This window comes from Streptococcus sp. HMSC073F11 (assembly GCF_001810785.1).
GTDB lineage: Bacteria > Bacillota > Bacilli > Lactobacillales > Streptococcaceae > Streptococcus.
The window spans coordinates 98,423-122,006 of sequence record NZ_KV802684.1; the positions used below are offsets into that span (position 1 = coordinate 98,423).

General features: G+C 40.1%; 22 protein-coding genes, 1 tRNA gene and 2 pseudogenes. 4 read left to right on the forward strand and 21 right to left on the reverse strand.

From position 1 onward, the window contains the following. The first annotated feature begins 104 nt into the window (after positions 1-104). Positions 105-816, forward strand: a pseudogene (gene treR, locus HMPREF2764_RS01160) (trehalose operon repressor). 32 nt (positions 817-848) lie between these two features. On the opposite strand, the gene HMPREF2764_RS01165 reads toward treR, so the two are convergent. From HMPREF2764_RS01165 to HMPREF2764_RS01180, 5 genes and pseudogenes are all read right to left on the reverse strand, one after another. After that, a complete protein-coding gene (locus HMPREF2764_RS01165) occupies positions 849-1,652 on the reverse strand; it encodes an ABC transporter ATP-binding protein (RefSeq protein ID WP_000157668.1) in 804 nt (267 codons plus the stop codon). Positions 1,653-1,664: 12 nt separating this feature from the next. Beyond that, entirely contained in the window at positions 1,665-2,558 is an 894-nt protein-coding gene (locus tag HMPREF2764_RS01170) for an ABC transporter permease (RefSeq protein ID WP_070526562.1), read from the reverse strand. Positions 2,559-2,569: 11 nt separating this feature from the next. Beyond that, positions 2,570-3,547: an ABC transporter substrate-binding protein gene (locus HMPREF2764_RS01175; RefSeq protein ID WP_070526564.1), complete on the reverse strand. Its 978-nt coding sequence runs from the start codon at positions 3,545-3,547 to the stop codon at positions 2,570-2,572. 391 nt (positions 3,548-3,938) lie between these two features. After that, a pseudogene (locus HMPREF2764_RS09935) lies at positions 3,939-4,058 on the reverse strand (IS630 family transposase); the annotation flags it as partial. Positions 4,059-4,260: 202 nt separating this feature from the next. Next, positions 4,261-5,886 (reverse strand): malolactic enzyme, encoded by a 1,626-nt coding sequence (locus HMPREF2764_RS01180; RefSeq protein WP_070526570.1) that lies wholly within the window; start codon positions 5,884-5,886, stop codon positions 4,261-4,263. 272 nt (positions 5,887-6,158) lie between these two features. On the opposite strand from HMPREF2764_RS01180, the gene HMPREF2764_RS01185 reads away from it, so the two are divergent. Then, a complete protein-coding gene (locus HMPREF2764_RS01185) occupies positions 6,159-6,509 on the forward strand; it encodes a helix-turn-helix domain-containing protein (RefSeq protein ID WP_000208712.1) in 351 nt (116 codons plus the stop codon). A gap of 127 nt (positions 6,510-6,636) precedes the next feature. Further along, entirely contained in the window at positions 6,637-7,515 is an 879-nt protein-coding gene (locus HMPREF2764_RS01190) for a LysR family transcriptional regulator (RefSeq protein WP_070526573.1), read from the forward strand. 402 nt (positions 7,516-7,917) lie between these two features. On the opposite strand, the gene HMPREF2764_RS01200 is transcribed toward HMPREF2764_RS01190, so the two are convergent. From HMPREF2764_RS01200 to HMPREF2764_RS01220, 5 genes are all read right to left on the reverse strand, one after another. Further along, positions 7,918-8,844 (reverse strand): ATP-binding cassette domain-containing protein, encoded by a 927-nt coding sequence (locus tag HMPREF2764_RS01200; RefSeq protein WP_001291284.1) that lies wholly within the window; start codon positions 8,842-8,844, stop codon positions 7,918-7,920. Positions 8,845-8,854: 10 nt separating this feature from the next. Next, positions 8,855-9,922, reverse strand: a complete 1,068-nt coding sequence (locus HMPREF2764_RS01205) for an ABC transporter ATP-binding protein (protein WP_000159550.1) — start codon at positions 9,920-9,922, stop codon at positions 8,855-8,857. 8 nt (positions 9,923-9,930) lie between these two features. Next, entirely contained in the window at positions 9,931-10,857 is a 927-nt protein-coding gene (oppC, locus tag HMPREF2764_RS01210; protein WP_000103691.1) for an oligopeptide ABC transporter permease OppC, read from the reverse strand. Beyond that, positions 10,857-12,353, reverse strand: coding sequence for an ABC transporter permease (locus HMPREF2764_RS01215; RefSeq protein WP_000759915.1), 1,497 nt, complete (start codon positions 12,351-12,353; stop codon positions 10,857-10,859). Before HMPREF2764_RS01215 ends, oppC begins: the two co-directional genes overlap by 1 nt. Positions 12,354-12,419: 66 nt before the next feature. Beyond that, on the reverse strand, positions 12,420-14,408 hold the full coding sequence (locus HMPREF2764_RS01220) for a peptide ABC transporter substrate-binding protein (RefSeq protein WP_000749582.1): 1,989 nt from the start codon (positions 14,406-14,408) through the stop codon (positions 12,420-12,422). Positions 14,409-14,569: 161 nt separating this feature from the next. Between HMPREF2764_RS01220 and HMPREF2764_RS01225 the strand changes: the two genes are divergently transcribed. Further along, positions 14,570-14,640: transfer RNA gene (locus tag HMPREF2764_RS01225), tRNA-Cys, on the forward strand. 195 nt (positions 14,641-14,835) lie between these two features. Here HMPREF2764_RS01225 and HMPREF2764_RS01230 read toward each other — a convergent pair. From HMPREF2764_RS01230 to HMPREF2764_RS01280, 11 genes are all read right to left on the reverse strand, one after another. Then, positions 14,836-16,167: a hemolysin family protein gene (locus HMPREF2764_RS01230; RefSeq protein ID WP_049515991.1), complete on the reverse strand. Its 1,332-nt coding sequence runs from the start codon at positions 16,165-16,167 to the stop codon at positions 14,836-14,838. A gap of 152 nt (positions 16,168-16,319) precedes the next feature. Continuing rightward, entirely contained in the window at positions 16,320-17,144 is an 825-nt protein-coding gene (gene endA, locus HMPREF2764_RS01235; RefSeq protein ID WP_049515993.1) for a DNA-entry nuclease EndA, read from the reverse strand. A 38-nt stretch (positions 17,145-17,182) separates the two neighbouring features. Next, positions 17,183-17,371, reverse strand: coding sequence for a DNA-directed RNA polymerase subunit beta (locus HMPREF2764_RS01240; RefSeq protein ID WP_049516029.1), 189 nt, complete (start codon positions 17,369-17,371; stop codon positions 17,183-17,185). Further along, on the reverse strand, positions 17,364-18,647 hold the full coding sequence (gene murA / locus HMPREF2764_RS01245) for a UDP-N-acetylglucosamine 1-carboxyvinyltransferase (protein ID WP_024057810.1): 1,284 nt from the start codon (positions 18,645-18,647) through the stop codon (positions 17,364-17,366). The genes HMPREF2764_RS01240 and murA overlap by 8 nt, the downstream gene beginning before the upstream one ends. Before the next feature lie 23 nt (positions 18,648-18,670). Continuing rightward, positions 18,671-18,901: a DUF1146 family protein gene (locus tag HMPREF2764_RS01250; protein ID WP_000250389.1), complete on the reverse strand. Its 231-nt coding sequence runs from the start codon at positions 18,899-18,901 to the stop codon at positions 18,671-18,673. 57 nt (positions 18,902-18,958) lie between these two features. Next, the gene (locus HMPREF2764_RS01255) at positions 18,959-19,996 is read right to left on the reverse strand and encodes a SepM family pheromone-processing serine protease (RefSeq protein WP_000727271.1); all 1,038 of its coding nucleotides are present in this window, start codon (positions 19,994-19,996) and stop codon (positions 18,959-18,961) included. After that, a complete protein-coding gene (coaD, locus tag HMPREF2764_RS01260) occupies positions 19,980-20,468 on the reverse strand; it encodes a pantetheine-phosphate adenylyltransferase (protein WP_070526576.1) in 489 nt (162 codons plus the stop codon). Before coaD ends, HMPREF2764_RS01255 begins: the two co-directional genes overlap by 17 nt. Continuing rightward, on the reverse strand, positions 20,458-20,997 hold the full coding sequence (gene rsmD, locus HMPREF2764_RS01265; RefSeq protein WP_004238805.1) for a 16S rRNA (guanine(966)-N(2))-methyltransferase RsmD: 540 nt from the start codon (positions 20,995-20,997) through the stop codon (positions 20,458-20,460). Before rsmD ends, coaD begins: the two co-directional genes overlap by 11 nt. Positions 20,998-21,061: 64 nt before the next feature. Further along, positions 21,062-22,054, reverse strand: a complete 993-nt coding sequence (asnA, locus tag HMPREF2764_RS01270) for an aspartate--ammonia ligase (RefSeq protein ID WP_000748003.1) — start codon at positions 22,052-22,054, stop codon at positions 21,062-21,064. Positions 22,055-22,164: 110 nt separating this feature from the next. Next, the gene (locus HMPREF2764_RS01275; protein WP_033687311.1) at positions 22,165-22,848 is read right to left on the reverse strand and encodes a Bax inhibitor-1/YccA family protein; all 684 of its coding nucleotides are present in this window, start codon (positions 22,846-22,848) and stop codon (positions 22,165-22,167) included. Positions 22,849-22,902: 54 nt separating this feature from the next. Continuing rightward, positions 22,903-23,584, reverse strand: a 682-nt coding sequence (locus tag HMPREF2764_RS01280) for a TrmH family RNA methyltransferase (protein ID WP_261673648.1), incomplete at its 5' end; no start/stop codon positions are given.

The following is a 23,584-nucleotide window of genomic DNA, read 5'->3' on the forward strand; positions in this document are numbered from 1 at the left end:
AATCAAAGAGCAAACTAGGAAGCTTGCCGCAGGCTGTACTTGAGTAAGGTAAGGTGACGCTGACGTGGTTTGAATTTGATTTTCGAAGAGTATAAGGAAGTACCATGAAGAAATACCAACAACTATTTAAGCAAATCCAAGAAACCATTCAAAACGAGACTTACGCTGTCGGAGATTTCCTTCCTAGCGAGCATGACCTCATGGAGCAATATCAGGTAAGCCGTGATACCGTCCGAAAGGCCCTGTCTCTCCTCCAAGAGGAAGGATTGATCAAAAAGATACGGGGGCAAGGTTCTCAAGTCGTCAAAGAAGAAACCGTCAATTTCCCTGTATCCAACCTAACCAGCTACCAAGAACTAGTTCAAGAACTTGGACCTGCGCTCTAAAACCAACGTGGTCAGTCTGGACAAGATTATTATTGATAAAAAATCCTCACTAATAACTGGCTTCCCAGAGTTTCGTATGGTTTGGAAGGTGGTCCGCCAGCGTGTGGTGGATGATCTGGTATCCGTTCTGGATACGGACTATCTGGATATGGAACTAATCCCAAATATCACTCGGCAAATTGCTGAGCAGTCCATCTATTCTTATATAGAGGACGACCTCAAACTCCTTATTGATTATGCTCAAAAGGAAATAACTATTGACCACTCAAATGACCGAGACAAGATTCTTATGGACATTGGCAAAGACCCTTATGTCGTTTCGATTAAATCAAAAGTTTATCTCCAAGACGGACGGCAATTTCAGTTTACCGAAAGTCGGCATAAATTAGAAAAATTCAGATTTGTAGATTTTGCAAAACGTAAGAAATAAAAGACTGAGACACTGGATCTCAGCCTTTTTATTTACCCCAAAACCAATTCATCACTGACCAGACTTTGGCCACTATTTTTCTGGAAGAGATGCATAAGATCCTCAACTGTCAGATGCTTTTTCTCTTCTCCTTTGACATCCACCACTATCTTGCCTTGATAGAGCATAATGAGACGATTACCATACTCAATCGCATGGTTCATATCATGAGTAATCATCAGAGTAGTCAACTGATGATGCTCCACAATCTTTTGCGTCAAGTCCATCACCATTTGACTGGTTTTCGGGTCAAGTGCCGCAGTGTGTTCATCCAACAACAAGAGCTTAGGTTTCACCAAGGCTGCCATGACTAGGGTCAGGGCCTGTCTTTGTCCTCCTGAAAGGTATTGAGTATCCACTTTCAAGCGATTTTCCAGACCAATATTCAACTCCTTCAAGGCCTCTTGAAACTGAATTCTGTCCTTCTCCTTCACGCCCCAGCCAAGTCCTCTCTTTTGTCCACGTCTCAAGGCAATAGCCATATTCTCCTCAATCGTCAAACGAGAAGCTGTCCCCATCTTCGGATCTTGAAAAACACGGGCAATATCCTTGGCTCTCTTTCGTACACTCAGATTTTTAATGGATTTCCCTTCCAACAAAAGATCCCCTTCGTCCACAGATAGATTGCCAGCCAAGATATTCATCAAAGTGGATTTCCCTGCGCCATTTCCACCAATCACAGAGATAAAATCTCCCTCTTCAACCTCTAAATCTAATCCTTTGAGGACATGGTTTTCATTGACCGTCCCTGCTTCAAATGTTTTGTGAATATTTTCAAGTGTTAACAAACTTGCCATAACTTTCTCCTCCTATTCATTTCTCAATTTCAGACCACGAATCTTTAGTCTCTTTTGCAATTCTGGTGCAAATAGAACCAAGGCTAACAAGATTGCATTAAAGAGACGAACCAGGTTCTGATCCAGATTTGGAATTTCATAGATATTTAAAATAATCAAACGGTAAACAATAGCACCGATTCCGATGGATAACAAGCGACCTCCAATGGTCAAGTCGTGTATCAAGACTTCCGCAATAATGACTGCACTCAAACCAACAACGATAGTTCCTGTCCCAGAAGTTACATCCGAAAATCCATCATTTTGGGCAAACAAGGAACCACATAGGGCAATCAAGCCATTTGAAATCATGTAACCAACAATCTTCATGGTGTCTACATTGACCCCATTTGCCTCACTCATCGGAATATTGTCCCCAGTCGAACGCAAGACCAAGCCAATCTCCGTTTTCATCAAAAGAGTTAAGACTAGACAAACAAGTAATAGACAGGCCAAACTAAGTGAGAAAACAGCTCCTTCATTTGTCAGACCCAAGCTAACCAACTGTTTAAAGACAGTTGAAGAATCTCCCAAGGAAAGATTGGGCACACTTCCCATGATTTTAATATTGATTGAATAAAGCCCTGTCAAGGTCACAATCCCTGTCAAGAGAGCTGGAATTTTCATCTTGGTATGGAGCATTCCTGATACTAGACCTGCTACCATACCTGCCAGCAAAGCAAGTACGGTCGCAATCCAAGGATTTGTCCCTGCCTGTATCTGAGATACGACGACAGCCGCCCCCAGTGGAAAGGCGCCTTCAGCAGTCATATCCGCAATATCCAAAATACGGAAAGTCAAGTAGACCCCAATCGCCATAATCGACCACAACAAACCTTCTGATAAACTAGATAACACAAAATTCATCTTAAACCTCCTTATTCCTTGCCTTCTAACTTACTAATATCAATTCCTAGTGCATCTGCCATTTCTTGATTGGTATGCAATTCCAGTTTTTCAGGCAACTCAACTGCTATATTTTCTGGATTCTCACCTTTTAAAACACGAATCAGCATGCGAGCTGTCTGTCTTCCCAATTCTTCATAATTAGTTCCGTAGTTATACAAGCCACCCACAGCAATCATTTCTGTTGAACCACCAAATACTGGAACCTTGTGTTTAATAGACACCTGCTTGACTGTTTCCATGGTTGATGAAATGATATTATCCGTTGGTACAAAAACCATATCCACCTCTGCCATCAAGCTTTCTGCAGCAGCCTTGACATTGTTACTGTCCAAGATTGTTTTTTCAACAACGGTAAAGCCTTTTTCTTCCAAAAGACGCTTAGCTTCATCCTTTTGGACAACCGAATTGGGCTCACTCTGAGTATAAAGAATTCCAATTGTTTTAGCTTTTGGCAACACTTTCTTTATCAAATTGATTTGGGTTGAAATGGCATCTGATGACTGATCGCTTGTCCCAGTTACATTGCCCCCAGGATGCTCTCTTGACTCTACCAACTTGGCACTGACAGGATCTGTTACCGCTGAAAAGATAACAGGTGTCGTTTGTGTTGTATTGGCCAAACTCTGAGCAGAAGGCGTTGCGATAGCTAGAACGACATCACTAGATTCTGCTAGTTGCTGGGAAATCGTTTTTAGGTTTCGTTGTTCTCCCTGTGCATTTTGCAAATCAATCTCGATATTTTTCCCCTCAACATAGCCTTGCTTAGCCAACTCATCCACAAAACCTTCTCTAGTAGCGTCCAAAGATTGATGAGTAATAAATTGCGAAATACCGATACGAAAAACATCTTTTTTCTTATCTGCCTTCAACTGATGCAAACTGATCAGAGAGGTCAAGAGGATACCCACTACCAAGAGAGGGGCTAGTAATTTTCGAACAACTTTCATAATGAAACTCCTTCTCAGAAAAGATAAAACAAAAAACCGCCTAGATACTATCTAAACGGATGCTTGAAATAATCTAACAAGTTACAACTTAGCTAGTCCATTTAGATATTCATCTATATGGACCACTATCAAAAATCTTAGCCACATAGATACAAACAAATTGCTTAAACTGTTTGCATCCATGGTGACATGTCTACAAACACTATCTAAAGTAGCTAAAGTAAAAGTTTTGATTCATCGTTACAGCTTGTCTCTTATTCATTTCTTTTTCTGCTTTCTTTTTTGATGTTTCCTATCTTACCACCTTTTTCATCACCTGTCAAGAATATTTCAGAATTTTTTAAAATTTTTCGAAAATTCTTTCATAATTCTTTCAATTCTTTTAGGATAATTTCAAAGATTTGCCCATTAGACAAAATAGAACGATTTGAAGACTTTTATGGTATTCAGTTGTACTAGAGTTTTTTAAAAGTGTTTTGATGGCTTGTATTTCTTCTTTGGTTGATTTCATATCACTATTATATAATGCATTTTGATTTTAGTGTAGTATTAAACTGACTCTTGGCAGTCGGACAAAAAATCGACAGTTATTTTATACTGTTTAAAACCATTAGTCAATACGACAATCTCTTTACTTTTCGGTTATCAACTCTGTAGATTGCTAACATATCCAAAATAAGCTAAGTATCCCGAGGATAGGCAACAGAAATGAATTATTTATACTCTGGATACCACTTCAAATCACGAACTGCTTTGGCCATATCTGTTTCCTTAGCGCGTGCAAGACCTTGCTCTTGTGCTTTTTTAGCGACTGCTTCTGCTACTTTAATAGAAACATCTGCTACATACTTGAATGGTGGCAAGACAGGAGCTCCTAGTTGGCCTGGATCGACAATACCACTCAATGAATGCGCCGCTGCTCCAATCATTTCATCAGTCAAAAGACTTGCTTCAGAAGCCAGCATACCTAGACCAAGACCTGGGTAAATCAGGGCATTATTTGCTTGACCAATCACATAGTCTACACCTTTATAAGAAACCGTATCAGCAGGAATTCCTGTTGCGACAAAAGCTTTGCCATCTGACCATTCAATCAAATCTTTGGCACTAGCTTCTGCCAATTTAGTTGGATTTGACAAAGGGAAGATCATTGGACGTTCTGTGTTTTCACACATAGCTTCTACTATTTCTTTAGTGAAGGTATTAGGCTGAGTTGAAGTTCCTACAAGAATAGTTGGCTTCACAGTCTTCACTACTTCAAGCAGGTCAGTCAACTTATCTGCGTTACTAAAGTCAGCACGTTTCTTAGCAAATGGTTTTTGCTCTGGTGTCAAGTCATCCATGTCATCAAAGAGAAGACCTTGTTTATCAACCATAAAGAAACGTTTATAAGCTTCTTCTTCAGAAAGACCTTCACTTACCATTTCACGAAGAACACGAGAGGCAATTCCTGCACCCGCAGTACCACCACCATAGCAGAGATAAACTTGATCTGTTAATTTTTCACCACTAATATCCAGCGAACCGAAGATACCACCCAAGGTAACGATTCCTGTACCTTGAATATCATCATTAAAGGTCGGAATTTGTTTCCGGTATTTTTCAAGAATATTGGCAGCATTCAAGCGGCCGAAGTCTTCCCAGTGAAGGTAGAGTTTAGGAAAGAGACGTTCTGCTGTTTGAACAAATTGGTCAATGAAGTCGTAGTAACGATCTCCGCGGACCCGTTCGTGACGATTTCCTAAGTAATTAGGATTGTTACGAAGTTCTTCACGGTTAGTCCCTGCATCAATGACTAAAGGAAGGACCATCGAAGGATCGATTCCAGCAGCACCTGTATAGACCATCAATTTCCCAACAGAAATATCGACACCATTTGTTCCCCAGTCGCCAATTCCAAGGATTCCTTCTGCATCTGTTACAACAATGAGACGAATCTCGCGACCCCCGGCAGCGTTTTTCAAAGTAGCTTCAATATTTTCAGGATGATTAATATCAAGATATCCCGCATATTGGGGATCTACAAAAAGATCACTATAGCCTTCAATCGTATCTGCAATGGTTGGATCATATACAATTGGATTGAATTCTTTCAAATGTTGAGAAAAGAGGTAATAGAAAAGAGTCCTGTTGGTATTAAAAATTTCCATTAGGAAAAGACGTTTTTCCAAATCATTGGCTTTTGTTTGCATTTGTGCATAAGTTTGCACCGCTTGTTCTTCAATCGTTTGAACATACGGTGGCAGTAAACCAATAAGGCCTAGTTCCTTTCGCTCCTCTAAGGTAAAGGCAGTACCTTTATTGAGGAAAGGATTGTTTAAAATATCATGTGCAGTCATAGTGCAAGCTCCTTTTTACTTATATTATACCACATGAAACGAATTGTTCGTAAAACGTTGTTGTTTAAATAATACAATTGTATACGCATATGTTATAAATTTCTGAACTCATCAAACTCTCGATGATCTCTCTTTACTAAAAGTTTCGAGTAAAATAAACCAATCATACAAATTGACAATCCTCATTAAAATAAATATCATCTAGGTATGTTATGTAATACTTTGTATTTTTTAAGGTGTTTTTTGTCATATAAAACTTGTATTCTATTTATATGACAACTAAAAACTATTTACAACAATATATTTCCCAAAAAGTGAAATATTTTCGAACACAGAATAAAATGAGCCAGGAAGAACTTTCGGAACAAGCAGGACTCGGGCTTAAGTATATCAATCAACTTGAAAACCAAAATGTGAATCTGACCATTCACAGTCTTGAAAAAGTGATTGACGCCCTAGAAATGACCCCAGAGGAATTTTTCAATTTTGATAGCCTTGAATCAACCTCTGATAAGAGTGACAATCTTTCACTCAAAAGAATCAACATGAAGATTAAACAGCTCCCTATTGATAAACGAGAAAAAATGTTGGTCATTTTTGAGAGTATCTTAGATAATCTTTGAAATCCCTGACTCACTTACATTTTAACTGGTGAATACTCGTATAGTCAAATTGTAGGATACGGATAAAAATTATTTATCTGCTGTTTTCCACTTATTTTCCTTCTCCAACTAATGAAAGTGAACCCATATGAATTTAAAAGATCTACAATATTTTTATGACCTCTGCCAGCTTCAATCCTATACGGAAGTAGCAAAACAACATAAAGTCAGCCAACCATCTATTTCTTATGCTATCAAGCGCTTAGAGGAAGCCTTTAACTGCAAATTGATTCACCATGACCCCTCGCATCGTTCCTTCAAGCTAACTCCTCAAGGACAAATCCTTCTAAAGCATACAGAACTGATCTTACCTGAGGTCATTTCTACTCGCAAAGAAATTAACCGCTCCTTGGCACAATACTCTACTGTAGGATTCCCTCCTATTATCATTCAGTATCTCTTCGCTGCCTTAAACGAAAAAGATAAATTCGATTTTTTAAAAAAGATACGCCCTATCCGCGGTGGCTCCGTAGAGTTATTAAACCTTCTCCTTAAGGGAGACCTTAATGCAAGCCTACTCGGTTTAATTGAACCTCTCAATTATCCTTCAATAGAGACACACGAGCTATTTCATAAAGAACTGTATGTCGTTTTATCTAAGAACCATCCTTTTGCCACTGTTCCTTCCCTCGCTTTTGAAGAATTAGTAGATCAATCCTTTATACTCTTAGACGAACACTTTGTTCACCTGAAAGCTTTTGAAACGCTTAATCAGAAGCATCAAAACAAGGCAGAAATATTCTTTAAGGCTGATGACATTGTCATTCTTAAAGAACTTTTAAAGAAAGGGATTGGCCTTAGTTTACTGGCTGATATCGCACTTTCTGATGAAGATGATGATTTAATAAAAATTCCTCTTATACCGAAGGATAAGATAACTTTTACAGTTTATTACGCTTACCTTAAATCAGCTACACCGTCATCAGAAATAGAAGCCTTATTTAAACTCCTTAAATCATATGAATAGAAAAACTCTAACTATCAATGAACTGATAGCTAGAGTTTTTTACATTGTAGATATTATACTCAATGAAAATCAAAAAGCAAACTAGGAAGCTAGACTCAGGTTGCTCAAAACACTGTTTTGAGGTGGCAGATAGAGCTGACATGGTTTGAAGAGATTTTCGAAGAGTATTAGAATACAGTAGATTGAAGCTAGAGTAATACGCCGCGACTTCTAAACCTTTTCTAGAAATTAATTTGACTTTCCTAATCAAGTTGTTAAGATTTTATTTCATCTCACTATAATTCAATGATTTTCTAAGAATTCTATTTCTCTCGAAAACTCTTTCAAAGTTTTTTCAAATCAGTCCAACAAAAAAGGTTTATAATTCCCATATCAATTTTTATGGAAATTATAAAACCATTATTAGTTTAACCCTTGTTGGTAACGCGCCAATTCGGCTTGGTTAGCCCAAACATAGTGACCTGGACGGATTTCTACCATAGATGGCTTATCAGTCTCATAGTCGTGTTGACTTGGGTCGTAAACTTTCAAGACCTTCTTACGTTCCAAGATTGGATCTGGGATTGGTACCGCTGAAAGTAAGGCTTGAGTATATGGGTGAATTGGATTGTTAAACAATTCTTCTGTTTCTGCAACCTCTACAATAACACCCTTGTAAATAACTGCGATACGATCTGAAATAAAGCGAACAACCGACAAGTCATGGGCGATGAAGAGATAGGTCAAACCAAGTTCTTTTTGGAATTTTTTAAGCAAGTTCAAGACTTGAGCACGCACAGAAACGTCCAAGGCTGAAATGGGCTCATCCGCAATAACAAAGTCTGGTTGCATGACCAAGGCACGGGCAATACCGATACGTTGACGTTGACCACCTGAGAATTCATGAGGGTAACGAGTCAAGTGCTCAGCAAGAAGCCCCACTTCACGGATAATATTTTTAACTTTCTCTTTACGTTCTTCTTCATCCTTGAACAGATGATGATTGTAAAGACCTTCAGAAATAATATAATCAACAGTCGCACGTTCATTCAAACTTGCGGCAGGATCTTGAAAAATCATCTGGATACGACGAATCAATTCTGCAGCTTGTTCACGCGATTTCTTACCATTAATCTTTTGACCATCAAAAATGATATCCCCATTACTTGTATCATTAAGACCGATGATGGCACGACCAATAGTTGTTTTCCCACTACCTGACTCACCTACAAGCGAGAAAGTTTCTCCCTTGTTGATAAAGAAGTTAGCATTTTTAACTGCGACAAACTTCTTACTTCCTTCACCGAAGGAAATTTCTAAATCTTTGATTTCTACTAATTTTTCAGACATTTCCTTCCTCCTAGTCAGCCAGATGGGCAAATCCCATTTTTTCACGAATCTTATCATGGAGATTTGCAATCACAGCTGGTTTTTCTACTTTTGGAGCATCCTCATGAAGTAGCCAAGTTTTAGCCCAATGTGTCTCTGATACTGAGAATTGAGGAGCTTTTTGTTCGAAGTCAATCTGCATTGCATAGTCAGAACGCAAGGCAAAGGCATCACCTTTCAGGTCAGTATAAAGTGACGGAGGTGTTCCTGGGATTGAGTAAAGATCCCCTTTATCATCAGCAAGCTGAGGCAAGCTAGACAAGAGACTCCATGTATATGGATGGCGAGGGTCATAGAAGACTTCCTCAACAGTTCCATACTCAACGATTTCTCCTGCATACATAACCGCTACCTTATCTGCAATACTTGCCACCACACCAAGGTCGTGGGTGATAAAGATTGTTGTGAAATGGTACTCGTTTTGTAAAGATTTCAACAAATCAATAATCTGAGCTTGGATGGTCACATCCAAGGCAGTCGTTGGCTCATCACAAATCAAGACATCAGGTCGGCAGGCAAGAGCAATCGCAATAACGATACGTTGACGCATTCCTCCAGAATATTGGAATGGGTATTCATCAAAACGTCTATCTGCATCTGGAATCCCAACCTTATTCATGTAGTCAATGGCCAATTCTTTCGCTTCTTTAGCTGTTTTTCCTTGGTGTTTTACAATAACTTCTGTAATCTGACTACCAATTGTTTTAATTGGGTCCAAACTAGTCATTGGATCTTGGAAGATAGTCGCAATCTTAGCGCCACGAATTTGTTCCCAATCCTTGTGAGAAGATAAAGCTGTCAAATCTTGACCACGGTAGTCAATACTACCTTGGGCAATGCGACCGTTTTCTTCAAGCATACCTGTGAATGTCTTTGTCAAAACAGATTTCCCTGATCCTGACTCACCTACCAAGGCTAATACTTCTCCTTCAACTAGTTCAAGGGAAACGCCGCGAATGGCTGTCAATACTTTGTCACGAACGTCAAATTCCACGACAATATCGCGAGCAGTCAAAATTACATTTTTTTCTTTTGTCATTTCTACTCCTATCTATGTGTACGTGGATCACTAGCATCCGCTAAGTTTTGACCAACTACGAAAAGGGACAAGGATACCAAGACAAGAGTTGTCAATGGAATCCAGAACAAGTAAGCATTGGTTGTTACGTTTTGTGAATAATCCGAAATCAAACGACCCAAACTTGGCACGGTAATTGGTAATCCAAGACCGAAGAATGACAAGAAGGCTTCGTATGAGATAAAGCTTGGAAGCATTTGAGTCATGGTTGTCACAATAACAGATACCAATTGAGGCATGATATTTTTGGCAACAATCTTCAAGGTTGGTGTTCCCAGAGTACGTGACGCCAAGTTGTATTCCAAGTCACGATAACGCAAGATTTGCACACGGATCATGAAGGCAATCCCAATCCATGTCGTCACACTCATGGCAAAAATCAGATTCCAGAATCCAGCTCCGATTGAGTAAGTCAAGACAATGACAATCAAAAGAGATGGGATGTTTGAGATGACGTTATAAACTTCCATCATCACGCGGTCAACTGATTTTGAAATTCCCCAAATACCACCGACAAAAACACCGATAACCAAGTTAATTACTGTCGCAATCACAGAAATGAGGATAGAGTTACGAGCTCCGAACCAGACACCGTCAAAAAGAGATTTACCGTTACTGTCTGTACCGAACCAATGCTCAGCATTTGGCTTGATATAACGAGCACTAAAGTCGTTTACCTTGCTGACATCATTGAAATCAAACTTAGAAAACATTGGGTAGATGAAACTCATCAAAATGATAGCTACCAAGATTCCCAACATGACTACAGTTGATTTCTTCTTCATAAATTGTCTAAACACTGAACCCCAGTATGAATAAGCTGGCGCATCAATAGCTTCAGAGGCAAAATCGTCACGTTTTACAAACTGAAATTTTTCTTTATCGATTGTAGACATTATTTGCCTCCTTTCTCAGTCAATTTAATACGTGGGTCAATAATAGTCATCCAAATATCTCCCAAAAGAAGTGAGAAGATAGAAATACATGTAAAGATGAAGACAAGACCAACGACCATAGAGTTATTAGATGCTTTTACAGAGTCAATCAACATTTTACCCATACCTGGGAAGGCGAAGACTGTTTCAGTAAGGGTTGCACCACCAATAACCCCGATAACGGCACCAGGAATTCCTGAAACCAGCGGAACCATGGCATTTTTAAAGATGTGTTTGTTTGAAATTTCTTTTTCAGACAAACCTTTGGCACGAGCAAAACGAACAAAGTCCTGTGATTGCAAGTCAATCATGTAACGACGAATCCAAATAGCTGTACCAGGAGCACCCAACAAACCAAGAATCACTGCTGGTAAAACATACGAACGCCAATCTCCAGCACCCAAAATAGGGAATGAATCTGGAAGACCAATTGATGATCCAATCAAACGAACAATGTAAACCAAGGCAATGGTTGGAAGGGCCATCAAGAAGGTCAAAAACCCTGTTGAGAAGCTATCAATCCAAGTATTCTTGAAGCGAGCCATAGCTGAACCAAGTGGCACGGCAATCGCATAAGAAATCACCAAACCAATCAATCCAACGACTGCAGAGCTAGCAATCATAGAAGGATATTGGTAGTTGCTTTCAGTTGCAGTATATGGGTCATCTTTCCCATAGTTAGCTACTTCACGAGAATCAGCCTGACTAGGCGATTTGTAGGTTCTTGAGTAAATATTTACAGAAGAAGTTTTCTTACCTGTTGGGAACTGAACTTGAGATGTTTTTGTTTGCCCTTGTCCTTGAGTAATGACCTGTAAAACAGGGCTATTAGCATAGGTTGGATAAGAGTCACCTAAATTAATGTTCACAAAGTTTTGATGCACAAACGGGAACTGACTGTTGAAGTACAAGAGATATTTGTGTTTTGTTCCTGAACCGACCAAGGACCATCCGATCGCTGGATCGTTTTCAAAACGAAGGTAACGTTTCAAGTCTGGATTTTCAGGGTCTTGAATTTTATTTGTATGATCAATGTCAATCAAGTTAGCATAGAAGTGAAAAACACGTTCAAAAATCGGGATTTCACGCGTAGCGTAGAATTGGCCACTTTCAGTAAATTCTCCCAAGGTCCAACCATGACCGATTTGTTTGATGTATTTTTCATAGATAGCCTTGTTGGTGTCATTAGCTTCAACTGTTACAGAAGCATCCATCTGACTAGCTTTTTCTTGCAACTCTTTGGTATCGTAGTACTCGATATAGCCCATACGCTCATAAACGGTATTCTCATAGTTATCACGTTTATCAGCAGTTGTCGCAATCTTATTATAGTTGGTATCCTGTTTGAAAATCAATTTTCGAGGAACCATTGTATAGATAATCGTGTAAGTCAAGGTTGTTACTAAGAAGATAGAAACCAATGACCGCAAAACACGCATAAAAATATATTTTTTCATATCATTTCCTTTAAAAATCCCAAAAGAACCTTCTCCTCATGGAGAGAAAGTTCTATTGAAAATTATTTACTTCACATGACTTGCCAATTCTTTTTGAGCTTTCTCGTTTGACTCAGTCTTTTCTTTCAACCATTTTTCACGAGCTTTTTCATACTCTTCTTTGGTGATTGCTTTTTCACCAACTTCAGTGTACTTCAAGTATCCTGAATTTTCACCTTTAAGGCCGGCTACTGAATATGAAGAGCTAAATGGTAGAACTTTTGAAACATATGAAACGGCTGTTTCTTTAGGAGAAGCCATTACTGGAATTGTCAAGGCATTATCAGTCAACCAAGCTTGTGCCACCGCGTATTTTTCATAACGTTTTTGAACATCTTGGTTTTCGCTGTTTGCGTCATCAAGTAATTTTCCATAGTCAGCTAAACCAAGTTTGCTTACTACTGATGCATCTGTGTTTTGGTCAATACCAAGGTAAAGACGAGTACTTCCTCCCTTAAGGACGAATTGATCCAAGAAAGTAGAAGGATCTTGATAGTCAGGGTTCCATCCTAGCAAGGTATGGATATCCCAGTCTTGTTCTTTAGCTGTTGGAGCGCTAAATGAAATTGGTAAAGCTTCTGCTTGAGTCATTTGTTGTAAGTCTACAACAACATTATCTGAACCCAATACTTTTTCAATTGATTGTTTCAATGATTGAACACGGTTTACAACCGCTGTTGATTCTTGGATAACCAAGGCATCCAAGTGGATTGGAAATTCAACACCTTCAGCTTGTAGGCTTGATTTGGCTTTAGCAAAGACTTCTTTCGCTTTTTCTTCATTGTAAAGTCCATTTTGAGAATCTGCTAGAGACACGTTTGACCAAGTAGAAGAATTTGTCTTAGCCAAGCTATCTTGTACCAATTCACCAAATGTTTTCTTACCAACTTGAAGATTATAAGGTGCAAACGTATTACGGATGGCTACTGCGGCTCCATCAGTACCATTTGTTTGAGCTGAGTAAGAATTGCGATCGACAGCAAAGTTCAAGGCTTGACGGAATTCCTTGTTTAGCAATGCTTTCTGAGTAGATGTCTTTTGAGCATCACTTGTTTTGGCAGTGTGGTTATAGGTTGTACGGCCATAATTCAAGCTGACAGTTGCAACACCCGCACCTGGTTCATTAAAGTAAATGTTATCTTTAAAGTCAGCTGCATATTTTTCATATGTAGAACTTGTAGGGAAGATACGAGCCTTGCTATATTGACCATCAGCAAAACCTTTGGCAATCACATCTTGGTCCTTACCATCCCAGAAAGTGAACTTAACGTTCTCAATTTTTACATTTTCTTTGTCCCAGTAAGCATCATTTTTAGCCATCTCGATAGATGATTTTGGAGTTACAGATTTTAAGACAAATGGACCGTTATAAAGAATAGAGTTAGCATCGGTTGGGGCACCAAAACCTTCCCCTTTTGAAGTTAAGAATTCTTCATTAACCGGCATCAAAACACCACTAGTGGTCTTGTCATTCCAGAAAGTTTCTGGCTGGTTCAAGGTATATTCTAGTGTTTGATCATCAAGTGCTTTTACTCCAACGGTTGAAAAATCGCTTGTTTCACCCTTGATATAGGCTTCTAATCCCTTAATAGAAGAGCTAACGATTGAAAGTCCTTTTGATTTTCCATCTACGGCATGTTTCAAACCAGTAACGAAGTCTTTAGCAGTTACAGGAGCGTATTCTTCTCCCTCTGCTGTCACCCATTTAGCATCCTTACGGATTTTATAGGTATAAGTCAAACCATCTTTTGAAACTGTCCATGATTCAGCAATAGAAGGAACCAAGTTACCATATTTATCATTAGCCAACAAACCATCTACAGCATTTGTTGTGACGAATGATGTTGAATCGATATTGCTGACGATATAATCCAAAGTTTCTGGATCTGTTTGATAAACATATTGGTAATCTTTTGCTAATTTAGCATTATTTGAACTAGTGTTTGAACACGCAGCTAGAACTCCTGACGCTAATAAGGTAGCTCCCGCTACAGCAAGCACTTGACTTTTTTTCATTTATTTACTCCTCTTATAAATAAAGTATAGGTTATCATCAATTATATCATAGATTTCAAGAAAAGTAAACGAATTTTCAGAATATTTAGGCTTATTGATACAAAAAATCTGAAAAAGCTATTGACTGAAAATCATTTTCAAGGTATAATAATAAACGTTAAGGCGGTATAGCCAAGTGGTAAGGCACGGCTCTGCAAAAGCTTGATCGTCGGTTCAAATCCGTCTACCGCCTTCTTTAACTTGATTTATCAGGTTTCATTTAAACAGAAAGCCCAATTCAAAGGGCTTTTTCTTTTTCCTCAAATAAATACGTATAACCTTAAAAAACTTTTGGGGCAAGTTTGGGGCTGAGTTTTTCGAGGACACAATTTCCTTTTGAAATCAACTGAAAAAAGCTTTGTCACGCCTGGTGACAAAAGCCTCTAGTTTACTCTGTTTCTTCTTCTATTTCAACTTCGGTAATTTGGACTTTTACCTTGGTAACACGTCCATTTTTCACCTTATCATTGGTTAGGATAAGTTGTTTGTTTTGGCTGACTAATTCATAACTGAGTTTCTCAGTCGTTGGAATGGTCCCCACTCCTGTCAAATAGTAACCAGCGATGGTATCAACGTCATCACTTTCCAGTTCAACATCAAAGTAGTCATTAAAATCATTGAGATTCATGGTACCTTGAACGATATAAGTATCTTCTCCAATTTTATGAACTTCGATTTCAGCCTTATCTGTTTCGTCATCGATTTCCCCAACGATTTCTTCTAAGAGGTCTTCTAGGGTCACCAAACCAGCCATCCCACCGTATTCATCCAGCAAGATTGCCATTTGTCTTTGGGTATTGCGCAATTCTTTTAACAAGTCATCCACAAAAATAGTTTCAGGAACAAAAAGTGGATCTTGTAAGATTTTCTTCCAAACAATATTGTCAAAACCGTCCACAAAGCCCGCATTAAGGAGACTCTTGGTGTGAATGATCCCAATCACGTTATCCTTATCCCCATCATAGACAGGGATACGAGAATAATTTTGTTTTAAAATACTTTGGATGATGGTTTGACTATCATCCTGAATATCGACCATGAAGGCATCCGTTCGAGGAACCATGACTTCTCTGGCCATCAGTTCATCTAGTGAAAAAATCCCTTGTAACATCTCAATTTCGTCAGCATCTAGTGTTTCTTCACTATTTGTCAACATGTACTCAATTTCATCACGGGTCATTTTTTCGTCAGCATCGTCAAAGGTCATCGGAGTCAAGCGACTCAAGAGATTGGTAGATGCAGATAAGAGCCAAACAAAGGGACTAACTAGTTTCCCCAGCCCAATGATAACTGGCGCTGTACGAATCGCCAAGGCATCCTTTAGATTAAGAGCGATTCTCTTAGGGTATAATTCCCCAAAAACGATGGAAATATAAGTCAAAAATGCTAAAGATAGAAAACTTGCTACGGCATAAGCTGTTTCGCCATTTCCAAGCCAAGATGCAATTTCTCGTCCCAGAGTTTCTGCCAAACTCGCCCCTGATAAGATTGTAATCAGGGTAATCCCTACTTGAATGGTTGATAAAAAGTGGTTAGGATTTTCTAGTACCTTCAGCAGACGGATATAGCGTCTATCTCCTTCTTCTGCCTTTTGTTCAACCCGCGCACGATTTAGTGACACCATGGCCATTTCTGTGGCTGAGAAAAAGGCATTTAATACCGTCAAGATAAACAATAAAACAAGTTGTAGCAACAAATTCTGACTACTTGGGTCTTCCATAGTTCTTCTCCTAAAATAGTATCTTATCCTTTATTATATCACAAAATTTAATCCAGTACATATTATTTTTTCTCAATGTCTATTCTAGCCCTACTTAAATGGTCCAAAAAAACTCCTACATCCACAAGTGACATAGGAGTTGATCTTATCTTTTACTGAGTTACCGTTACTTCTCCAGTCCGGTAATCCAGTTGAAGTCCCTTTTGAACATTGGGAACTAGAACATTGAATTCCAATTCTCCATCTGAAGACTTGGCTTCAATCTGTGAAGCTGAAGGAACTAAATCCTCATTTGTAGCGTAATAAAGGGTTACACGGTAACGGACACGCTTGTTTTGGTCCAAGGCTTTACGCACCATGCTTTCATAGTAGTTTTGACCAGTCGAATCCTCAGCTTGCGCCTGATTTGCCCAAGCTGTCTGGACAGCAATGTTTTTAGGATTGCTTGTTGAGGCATCAAAACCATCCAAGCCACCGATTAAGGCATAGCCTAACAAGTGACCTCTATCGACCGCATGGGTATAAGAACCCTTAAGATTCTTAACCTGATGCCAGCCTGGAGGAGTCCATGAAGTCGAACCATTCCCCGTTTCTTCACGATTCTTGTACTGGCGAGTTGCCTTAGACAAGAGAGCATTGGCTACAGTTGGCACAGTTTCCTTTCCCACTGTCTTTGTTTTATTATCAGCGTAGGGTTTACTTGAAACCTTGGCATCTAGATTTGTTTTATTACCATTGACGATAAAAGCACCTGAGCCATTCCACTCAAGACTCCCTTTTATTTGGCTTCTGACTGCATCTGTTAAGACACTTTCTGCCAATTCTTGACTTGGAGCTTCAGGCGCTTGTTTTTTCTGACTAAGCTTGGTTTTGGGACCATTAGCTGTCGTCTGCATCTGCTTGATATAATAACTCCCTGCAGACAAAAGCAATAACACTAACAGTCCAATCAGGGTCTGTCTTGTTTTTTTGTTCATATTTCTCCTTATCTCTAGAAAAAGGCTGGTCTACCAGCCTAATTTCCTGTAAATTTATGAATCAATTCCTGCCATTTTGCTGGAGACAGGATAGCCCATGGATCTTGACCCTTGCCCAAGATTCCATAACCTACCATTAAACCAATTCCTAGGGCTAGAAGGCCTAAAACCAGTACCAGAATGACTAAAAGCAAACGCTTGGCTACGTAGCCTGATTTCTTATTCATCTTCATCACTTGCCTCAATCCGCTGAATCTTAGCACCCAGCTGCGCTAACTTCTCATGAAAACGGTAGTAGCCTCTATCCAAGTGGACTAATTTACCAACTACGGTTTCTCCTTGTGCTACCAAACCTGTCAAAATCAAGGCTGCACTGGCACGAAGGTCAGTTGAAAGAACTTCTGCTCCCTGCAAAGGCTGTCCACCAACAATACGTGCTGTATCACGGATAATTTCAGAGTGCAAGCCCATACGGCGCATTTCTTCTAGGTGTTGGAAACGATTTTCAAAAACTGTCTCCACCATAGTTGATTCGCCTTTTGCGACAGTCATCAAGGCTGTAAATTGAGCCTGCATATCTGTTGGAAATCCTGGGTGGGGCAAGGTTTTCACATGGACAGCTTTTAGATTTTCTAGTTGAGAGCGAACTCGAATTCCTTCAGTCTCCTCCGTCACTTCCACTCCCATTTCAAGCAATTTGGCAATCAAGGGACGGTTGTGCTCCCAAACAGCATCTTTAATCAGGACATCACCACCAGTCATGGCAGCAGCCACCATAAAGGTTCCAGCTTCAATACGGTCTTGGACCACATTGTGAGTCGTACCATAAAGTTTCTCCACACCGGTAATGGTAATGGTCTCTGTACCAGCACCTTTTACTTTAGCTCCCATTTCATTTAAGAGAATGGCTAGGTCCACAATCTCAGGCTCACGCGCAGCATTTTCAATCACTGTAACCCCATCAGCCAGCGTCGCTGCCATCATCAAGTTCTGAGTAGCACCAACACTTGGGAAGTCCATGTAGATATGAGCTCCATGTAAGCGATCAGCCTTGGCTTCGATATAACCAGCTGTCTGACTAATCTTAGCCCCCATAGCTTCTAGACCTTTCAAATGCAGATCAATAGGGCGGCTACCAATCGTACAACCACCTGGCATGGATACCTTGGCATGACCTACACGGGCAAGAATTGGTCCCAAGACAACGATAGATGCACGCATCTTGCTGACATACTTGTAAGGAGCTTCCTCAGTGATATCGCCAGTCGCGTCCACCTCAACAAGATGATCTTCTTCATTAAAATCCACCTTGGCATTCAAACCACGAACCACCTGATTCATAGTGAACACATCTGACAAGATAGGAACATTCTGCAAGACGGTCTTTCCTTCACTTGCTAGAATAGTCGCTGCCAACAAGGGCAAGACTGCATTCTTTGCTCCTTCGATCGTAACACTTCCTACCAGACGATTATCGCCACCTTGAACCACAATTTTTTCCATACTTATTTCCTTTACTCTTGATTTTATAATAATCCTCTAAGCACTTCTTGCCACAACTGATACAGGCTGATAAAGAATGAACTCATGATGTAGCCCATTACAATACTGAAAAGAGCTATCAATAAACGGACTTTTCTTGTATTCTCAGCTGTCACTTTTAAAACCTTTTCCCATCTAACAAGATCCTTTAAAAGGTAAAAACTCACATAAATAAAGAGCATGTGACTGCTTAGAGTGAATAATAATTGAACCATTTGACTATTATACCATCTTCTCTGTTTGTGCGCTAGTTTGGAAACTTCACTTAAAAACTAGGGATTGTTTTTCAAGTAATCAATTGCATCTTGTAGGGTTTTAACAGGCACGATTTTCATATCCGTCTTGATTGTTTTAGCTGCTTCTAGGGCTGTTTGGTAGTTGTTTTTAGCATCAGGATGTGCTGTCTTTTCTTCTTCGCTAACAGGATTATCAGGTGCAAAGAAAATCGCGGCACCTTCTCTAGCTGAAGCTACAACTTTCTTATCAATACCTCCAATGTCCCCCACATTACCATCGCGGTCAATGGTACCTGTACCGGCAACGATACGGCCATTTCTAAGGCCAGGGTCAGCTATTTGGGTATAGATGGCCAGACTAAACATGAGACCAGCACTTGGTCCGCCGATACCAGCTGTTGAAAAGCGAATTGGGACATCACTGGTCACTTCCGTACGGTCAATCAAACCGATTCCAATCCCATTTTTGCCATTTTCTAGAGTAATAATTTTTCCTTCTGCAGACTTGGTTTGCCCATCCTCTTCATAGGTGACCTTGACGGAGTCCCCTAATTTTTGAGAATTGACATAATCAATCAAATCTTTGGAACTGTCGAAGGTCTGATCATTGACTGCTGTGACCGTATCAGAGATGTTGAGAATCCCTTTAAAGGTTGAATTATCTGTCACAGTCAAAACATAAACCCCAAGATATTTGAGTTCAATATCCTTACCAGCTGTTTTTAACCCTTGATACTTGGCCATGTTTTGTGATGTTTGCATGTAGAATTGATTGATCCGAATAAATTCAACATCGGAAGAGCCACCTGTAGTCTCTTGGGCACTACGAATATCTGTAAAAGGCGTCAACCAAGCATAAATCATATGGGCTAAAGTAGCGTGCTGGACACCAACCGTAACGAATTGATAGGCCCCAGCTTCCTTATCTTCTGTGTCATTTACTTTAAGAACTTGGCGAATATCTTCCGAACCACCTGGAACCTCTATATAATAAGGCAAGGGCACTACAAATGCCAAGAAAGTCACAATCAAGGCCGCAATGACATATAAGGGCCATCTAATCTTTTTTTTCATTTCTTATTTCCTCCAAAATACTATCAGGAACATAGCCGGCAATATCCTGACCGAACTTCAATAGTTCCCTAACACCTGATGAACTGATATAGATATGTTCAGGTCTGCTATGTAAATAAATGGTCTCTATATCAGGAGACAGCTGATGATTGTAGTAATCAAAACTGGCTTCATATTGCAAATCCAACGCATTTCTCAAGCCTCGCACTAGGAAAGTAGCCCCCAGTCTTTTTGCAACATCAACCACCAATTCATCATGAGAAGACACAACTTCAACATTTTCCAAATGTTTCAAAGCCGTTTCTAGCCCCTGTTTACGATTTTCGATAGGGAGAAATCCTTGTTTATGGGGATTAAAAAAAATACCGACATAAAGCGTATCAAAAAGTCTGCTCGCCCGTTCAATGATATCCAGATGCCCATTTGTCATCGGATCAAATGAGCCTGTGAATAAGCCAATCTTATCTGACATAAACTGTCACCTTACTAATTCCATAAATTTTTTCCTTCCAGATACCCAGGCAGGCAATTTCTTCTGGAAGTTCGACGGCCTTATCCGTCTCACACACGACCATGACATCTTCAGAAAAAAGCTCTTTCTCATCCATTTTTTCAATATCTGCTACGATTTGTTCCTTGGCATAAGGAGGGTCTAAGAAAATGAGGTCAAATTCCCCAGATACCTGTTCCAATGCCCTTTCTGCATCCATCTTGAGGAGCTCAAATTTTCCAACTTCCTTGGTCATCTGAATATTTTCAGCCACGATAGCCTGAGCCTTACGGTCTCGTTCCACCAAAACAGCGCTGGACATGCCACGCGAGACTGCCTCGATAGATAAACCACCACTACCTGCATACAGGTCCAAGACTCGTCCCCCTTCAAAGTAGGGACCAATCATGTTAAAAATGGCTCCCCTAACCTTATCCGAAGTAGGTCTTGTCGTCTTTCCTTCTAGTGTCTTGAGGGGACGTCCCCCATAGATTCCTGATACGATTTTCATACCGTTTATTATACCAAATTATGGGCGAAAAGAGAAAGAAAACCGAACCTTGCGGTTCGATTCTCTACAAAATATTTTCGTAAGTATCGCGGACTTCTTGAGGCCAAACACTTGTTTGCACTTCTCCGATGTGTTTCTTGCGAAGTAGGAACATGGCCATCCGAGATTGTCCAATTCCTCCACCGATTGTCAATGGGAATAGGCCGTTCAACAAAGCCTTGTGCCATTCCAATTCTAAACGGTCTTCATCACCTGTGATGGCAACCTGACGGCGAAGCGTTTCTTCGTCTACACGGATTCCCATAGAAGACAACTCAAAGGCTCCACCCAGAGACTCATTCCAGACAAGAATATCACCATTTAGACCCTTGTAGCCATTTTCAGACTCACTTGTCCAGTCATCGTAGTCTGGTGCACGTCCATCATGCGGTTTACCGTCTGGTAATTCACCACCGATACCGATCAAGAAGACTGCTCCAAATTCTTTACAAATAGCATTTTCACGCTCTTTTGGTGTCAAGTCTGGGTAGCGTTCTACCAACTCTTCTGTGTGGATAAAAGTGATTTGTTTTGGCAAGATTGATTCGATGTCATAGCGGGCTTCAACAGCTAGCTCAGTAAGACGAATAGCCTTGTAAATCTTCTCAACTGTTTCTTTTAGATAAGCGATGTTACGCTTACCATTTGGGATAACTTTCTCCCAGTCCCACTGGTCAACATAAACAGAGTGGGTCGCATCCAGCGAATCTTCGTCTGGACGAAGGGCCTTCATGTGGACAAAAAGACCCTCTCCCTCACCGAAACCAAAACGGGCCAAAGTATGACGTTTCCATTTAGCAAGTGAGTGCACCACTTCATAAGTAGCATCAGGGATTTGGAGAACCTTGACCGATACGGCATTCTCCACACCTGATAAGTTGTCCTGCATACCATCGCCGACCCTACTCAAGATAGGACCTTGAACTTCGACAACTTCTAACTTATCTTTCAAATACTGGGTAAAAGTGTTTTTGACAAAGGAAATCTCTTCTTGTTGATGAATAAAACTTTTCTTCATAAACTACTCCTCAAAAATTAGTTAAAAGCATTATACACCTATTTCCAAGAAAAGGAAAGAGCAAATACGAAAAAATCAGTGCTCCTTCGAACACTGATGTTAGGGACCTTCTAGTCATTGCGACCAAAGATACGTAGAATACTTAGGAAAAGATTGATAAAATCAAGATAGATACTAAGAGCCATTGACACAACCCAACCTGTCGCTACACGACCTTGTGATTGCTCATAGGCATAGCGAATTTTTTGGTTGTCCCAAGCAATCAGCCCTGAGAAAACCAAAACCATGGCTACGCTAATCATATAATCAAAGAAACCACTAGCCAAGAAAATATTAACTACCATGGCAATCAGCAAACCGATAAGAGCCGCCATCATCGCTCGACCAAGCCCGCTCAAGTCTTTCTTGGTGAACATACCAACTGCTGCCATGACAAAGAAGAGAAGGGCGCTTGATACAAAGGCAGACAAAACCGTACCTGGAGTATAGAAGGCCACCACAAAACTGAGGGTAAAGCCATTTAATACTGAGTAAAGCAAAAATACTGGAAGAGCCGCTGGGCTATTCTTTGAAGCCATACTACTGGCAACGAAAACCAAGGCCAACTCCGCAAAAGTAGCAATGGTCAACCAGAGACGCCCCTGCATCAAAAAGTAAACCAACTGAGACTGAAAGACCGTCAACATAAGACCTGATACCAAAGCAGATAGTCCGATTCCCAGACCAACAAAGGCATAAACCTTAGCGTAAAATTGATTGAGACCTGCGCGGTCATGAATAGTAGTGTGATTCATCATTTCTCCTTTTCTATGAACATCTTTCCTTGATTATAACAAAGAAAGTTAAAATTAGCTTAAATGGAAAATTAAAATACCTGCTGCAACTGCAACATTCAGACTCTCAGCCTGCCCCTTCATACTAATATGGACCAACTGGTCTGCACTTTTAGCCATGAGGGGACTAATTCCTTGACCCTCATTTCCCATAACTAGTACAAAATTTTCTATAGAAGGCAGTTCTCTGTAATCAACAGAATCTTTAGATAGGGTTGTTGCTAGCACTGGGATAACTGCTTCTTTGGCTGCCTTAAGAAGCGCTTGACTAGACATCCGGTAAATAGGCAGATGAAAATGACTGCCTTGCATGGAACGTAGGGTCTTGAGACTGTAGATATCTGCCGATTTATCTGAAACAATTACTCCAGTAAAACCTGCTGCATCCGCAGTCCGAATGATAGTTCCCACATTACCAGGATCTTGCACATCTTCCAAAAACAAGAACTTGCCCTGACTCAAATTAGCTTGTCCTACTTCTTCTTTTTGAACCACCGCAACAATGCCCTGTGGAGTCTGAGAATCCGCCAAATCTAGCAGAATATCCTCTGACACCCAGACAGTTTGCGGAAAAGCAACTAACTGTTCTCGATAACTTTCTAGGGCAAAGATTTTCTCAATCGTCACTCCAGCTTGAACAGCTTCTTCAAACAAGTGCCAGCCTTCAATCAAATAGGCAGATTTACGGTATTTTTTT

Bases quoted from the DNA above. Each gene is read 5' to 3' on its own strand.
- HMPREF2764_RS01240 (WP_049516029.1), bottom strand. From the start codon at position 17,371: ATGAATAAGAAATCAGGCTACGTAGCCAAGCGTTTGCTTTTAGTCATT.
- HMPREF2764_RS01200 (WP_001291284.1), bottom strand. From the start codon at position 8,844: ATGTCTGAAAAATTAGTAGAAATCAAAGATTTAGAAATTTCCTTCGGT.
- coaD (WP_070526576.1), bottom strand. From the start codon at position 20,468: ATGTCAGATAAGATTGGCTTATTCACAGGCTCATTTGATCCGATGACA.
- HMPREF2764_RS01190 (WP_070526573.1), top strand. From the start codon at position 6,637: ATGAATTTAAAAGATCTACAATATTTTTATGACCTCTGCCAGCTTCAA.
- HMPREF2764_RS01175 (WP_070526564.1), bottom strand. From the start codon at position 3,547: ATGAAAGTTGTTCGAAAATTACTAGCCCCTCTCTTGGTAGTGGGTATC.
- HMPREF2764_RS01250 (WP_000250389.1), bottom strand. From the start codon at position 18,901: ATGGTTCAATTATTATTCACTCTAAGCAGTCACATGCTCTTTATTTAT.
- HMPREF2764_RS01180 (WP_070526570.1), bottom strand. From the start codon at position 5,886: ATGACTGCACATGATATTTTAAACAATCCTTTCCTCAATAAAGGTACT.
- HMPREF2764_RS01205 (WP_000159550.1), bottom strand. From the start codon at position 9,922: ATGACAAAAGAAAAAAATGTAATTTTGACTGCTCGCGATATTGTCGTG.
- endA (WP_049515993.1), bottom strand. From the start codon at position 17,144: ATGAACAAAAAAACAAGACAGACCCTGATTGGACTGTTAGTGTTATTG.
- HMPREF2764_RS01165 (WP_000157668.1), bottom strand. From the start codon at position 1,652: ATGGCAAGTTTGTTAACACTTGAAAATATTCACAAAACATTTGAAGCA.
- rsmD (WP_004238805.1), bottom strand. From the start codon at position 20,997: ATGAAAATCGTATCAGGAATCTATGGGGGACGTCCCCTCAAGACACTA.
- murA (WP_024057810.1), bottom strand. From the start codon at position 18,647: ATGGAAAAAATTGTGGTTCAAGGTGGCGATAATCGTCTGGTAGGAAGT.
- HMPREF2764_RS01170 (WP_070526562.1), bottom strand. From the start codon at position 2,558: ATGAATTTTGTGTTATCTAGTTTATCAGAAGGTTTGTTGTGGTCGATT.
- oppC (WP_000103691.1), bottom strand. From the start codon at position 10,857: ATGTCTACAATCGATAAAGAAAAATTTCAGTTTGTAAAACGTGACGAT.
- asnA (WP_000748003.1), bottom strand. From the start codon at position 22,054: ATGAAGAAAAGTTTTATTCATCAACAAGAAGAGATTTCCTTTGTCAAA.
- HMPREF2764_RS01255 (WP_000727271.1), bottom strand. From the start codon at position 19,996: ATGAAAAAAAAGATTAGATGGCCCTTATATGTCATTGCGGCCTTGATT.
- HMPREF2764_RS01220 (WP_000749582.1), bottom strand. From the start codon at position 14,408: ATGAAAAAAAGTCAAGTGCTTGCTGTAGCGGGAGCTACCTTATTAGCG.
- HMPREF2764_RS01185 (WP_000208712.1), top strand. From the start codon at position 6,159: ATGACAACTAAAAACTATTTACAACAATATATTTCCCAAAAAGTGAAA.
- HMPREF2764_RS01215 (WP_000759915.1), bottom strand. From the start codon at position 12,353: ATGAAAAAATATATTTTTATGCGTGTTTTGCGGTCATTGGTTTCTATC.
- HMPREF2764_RS01230 (WP_049515991.1), bottom strand. From the start codon at position 16,167: ATGGAAGACCCAAGTAGTCAGAATTTGTTGCTACAACTTGTTTTATTG.
- HMPREF2764_RS01275 (WP_033687311.1), bottom strand. From the start codon at position 22,848: ATGAATCACACTACTATTCATGACCGCGCAGGTCTCAATCAATTTTAC.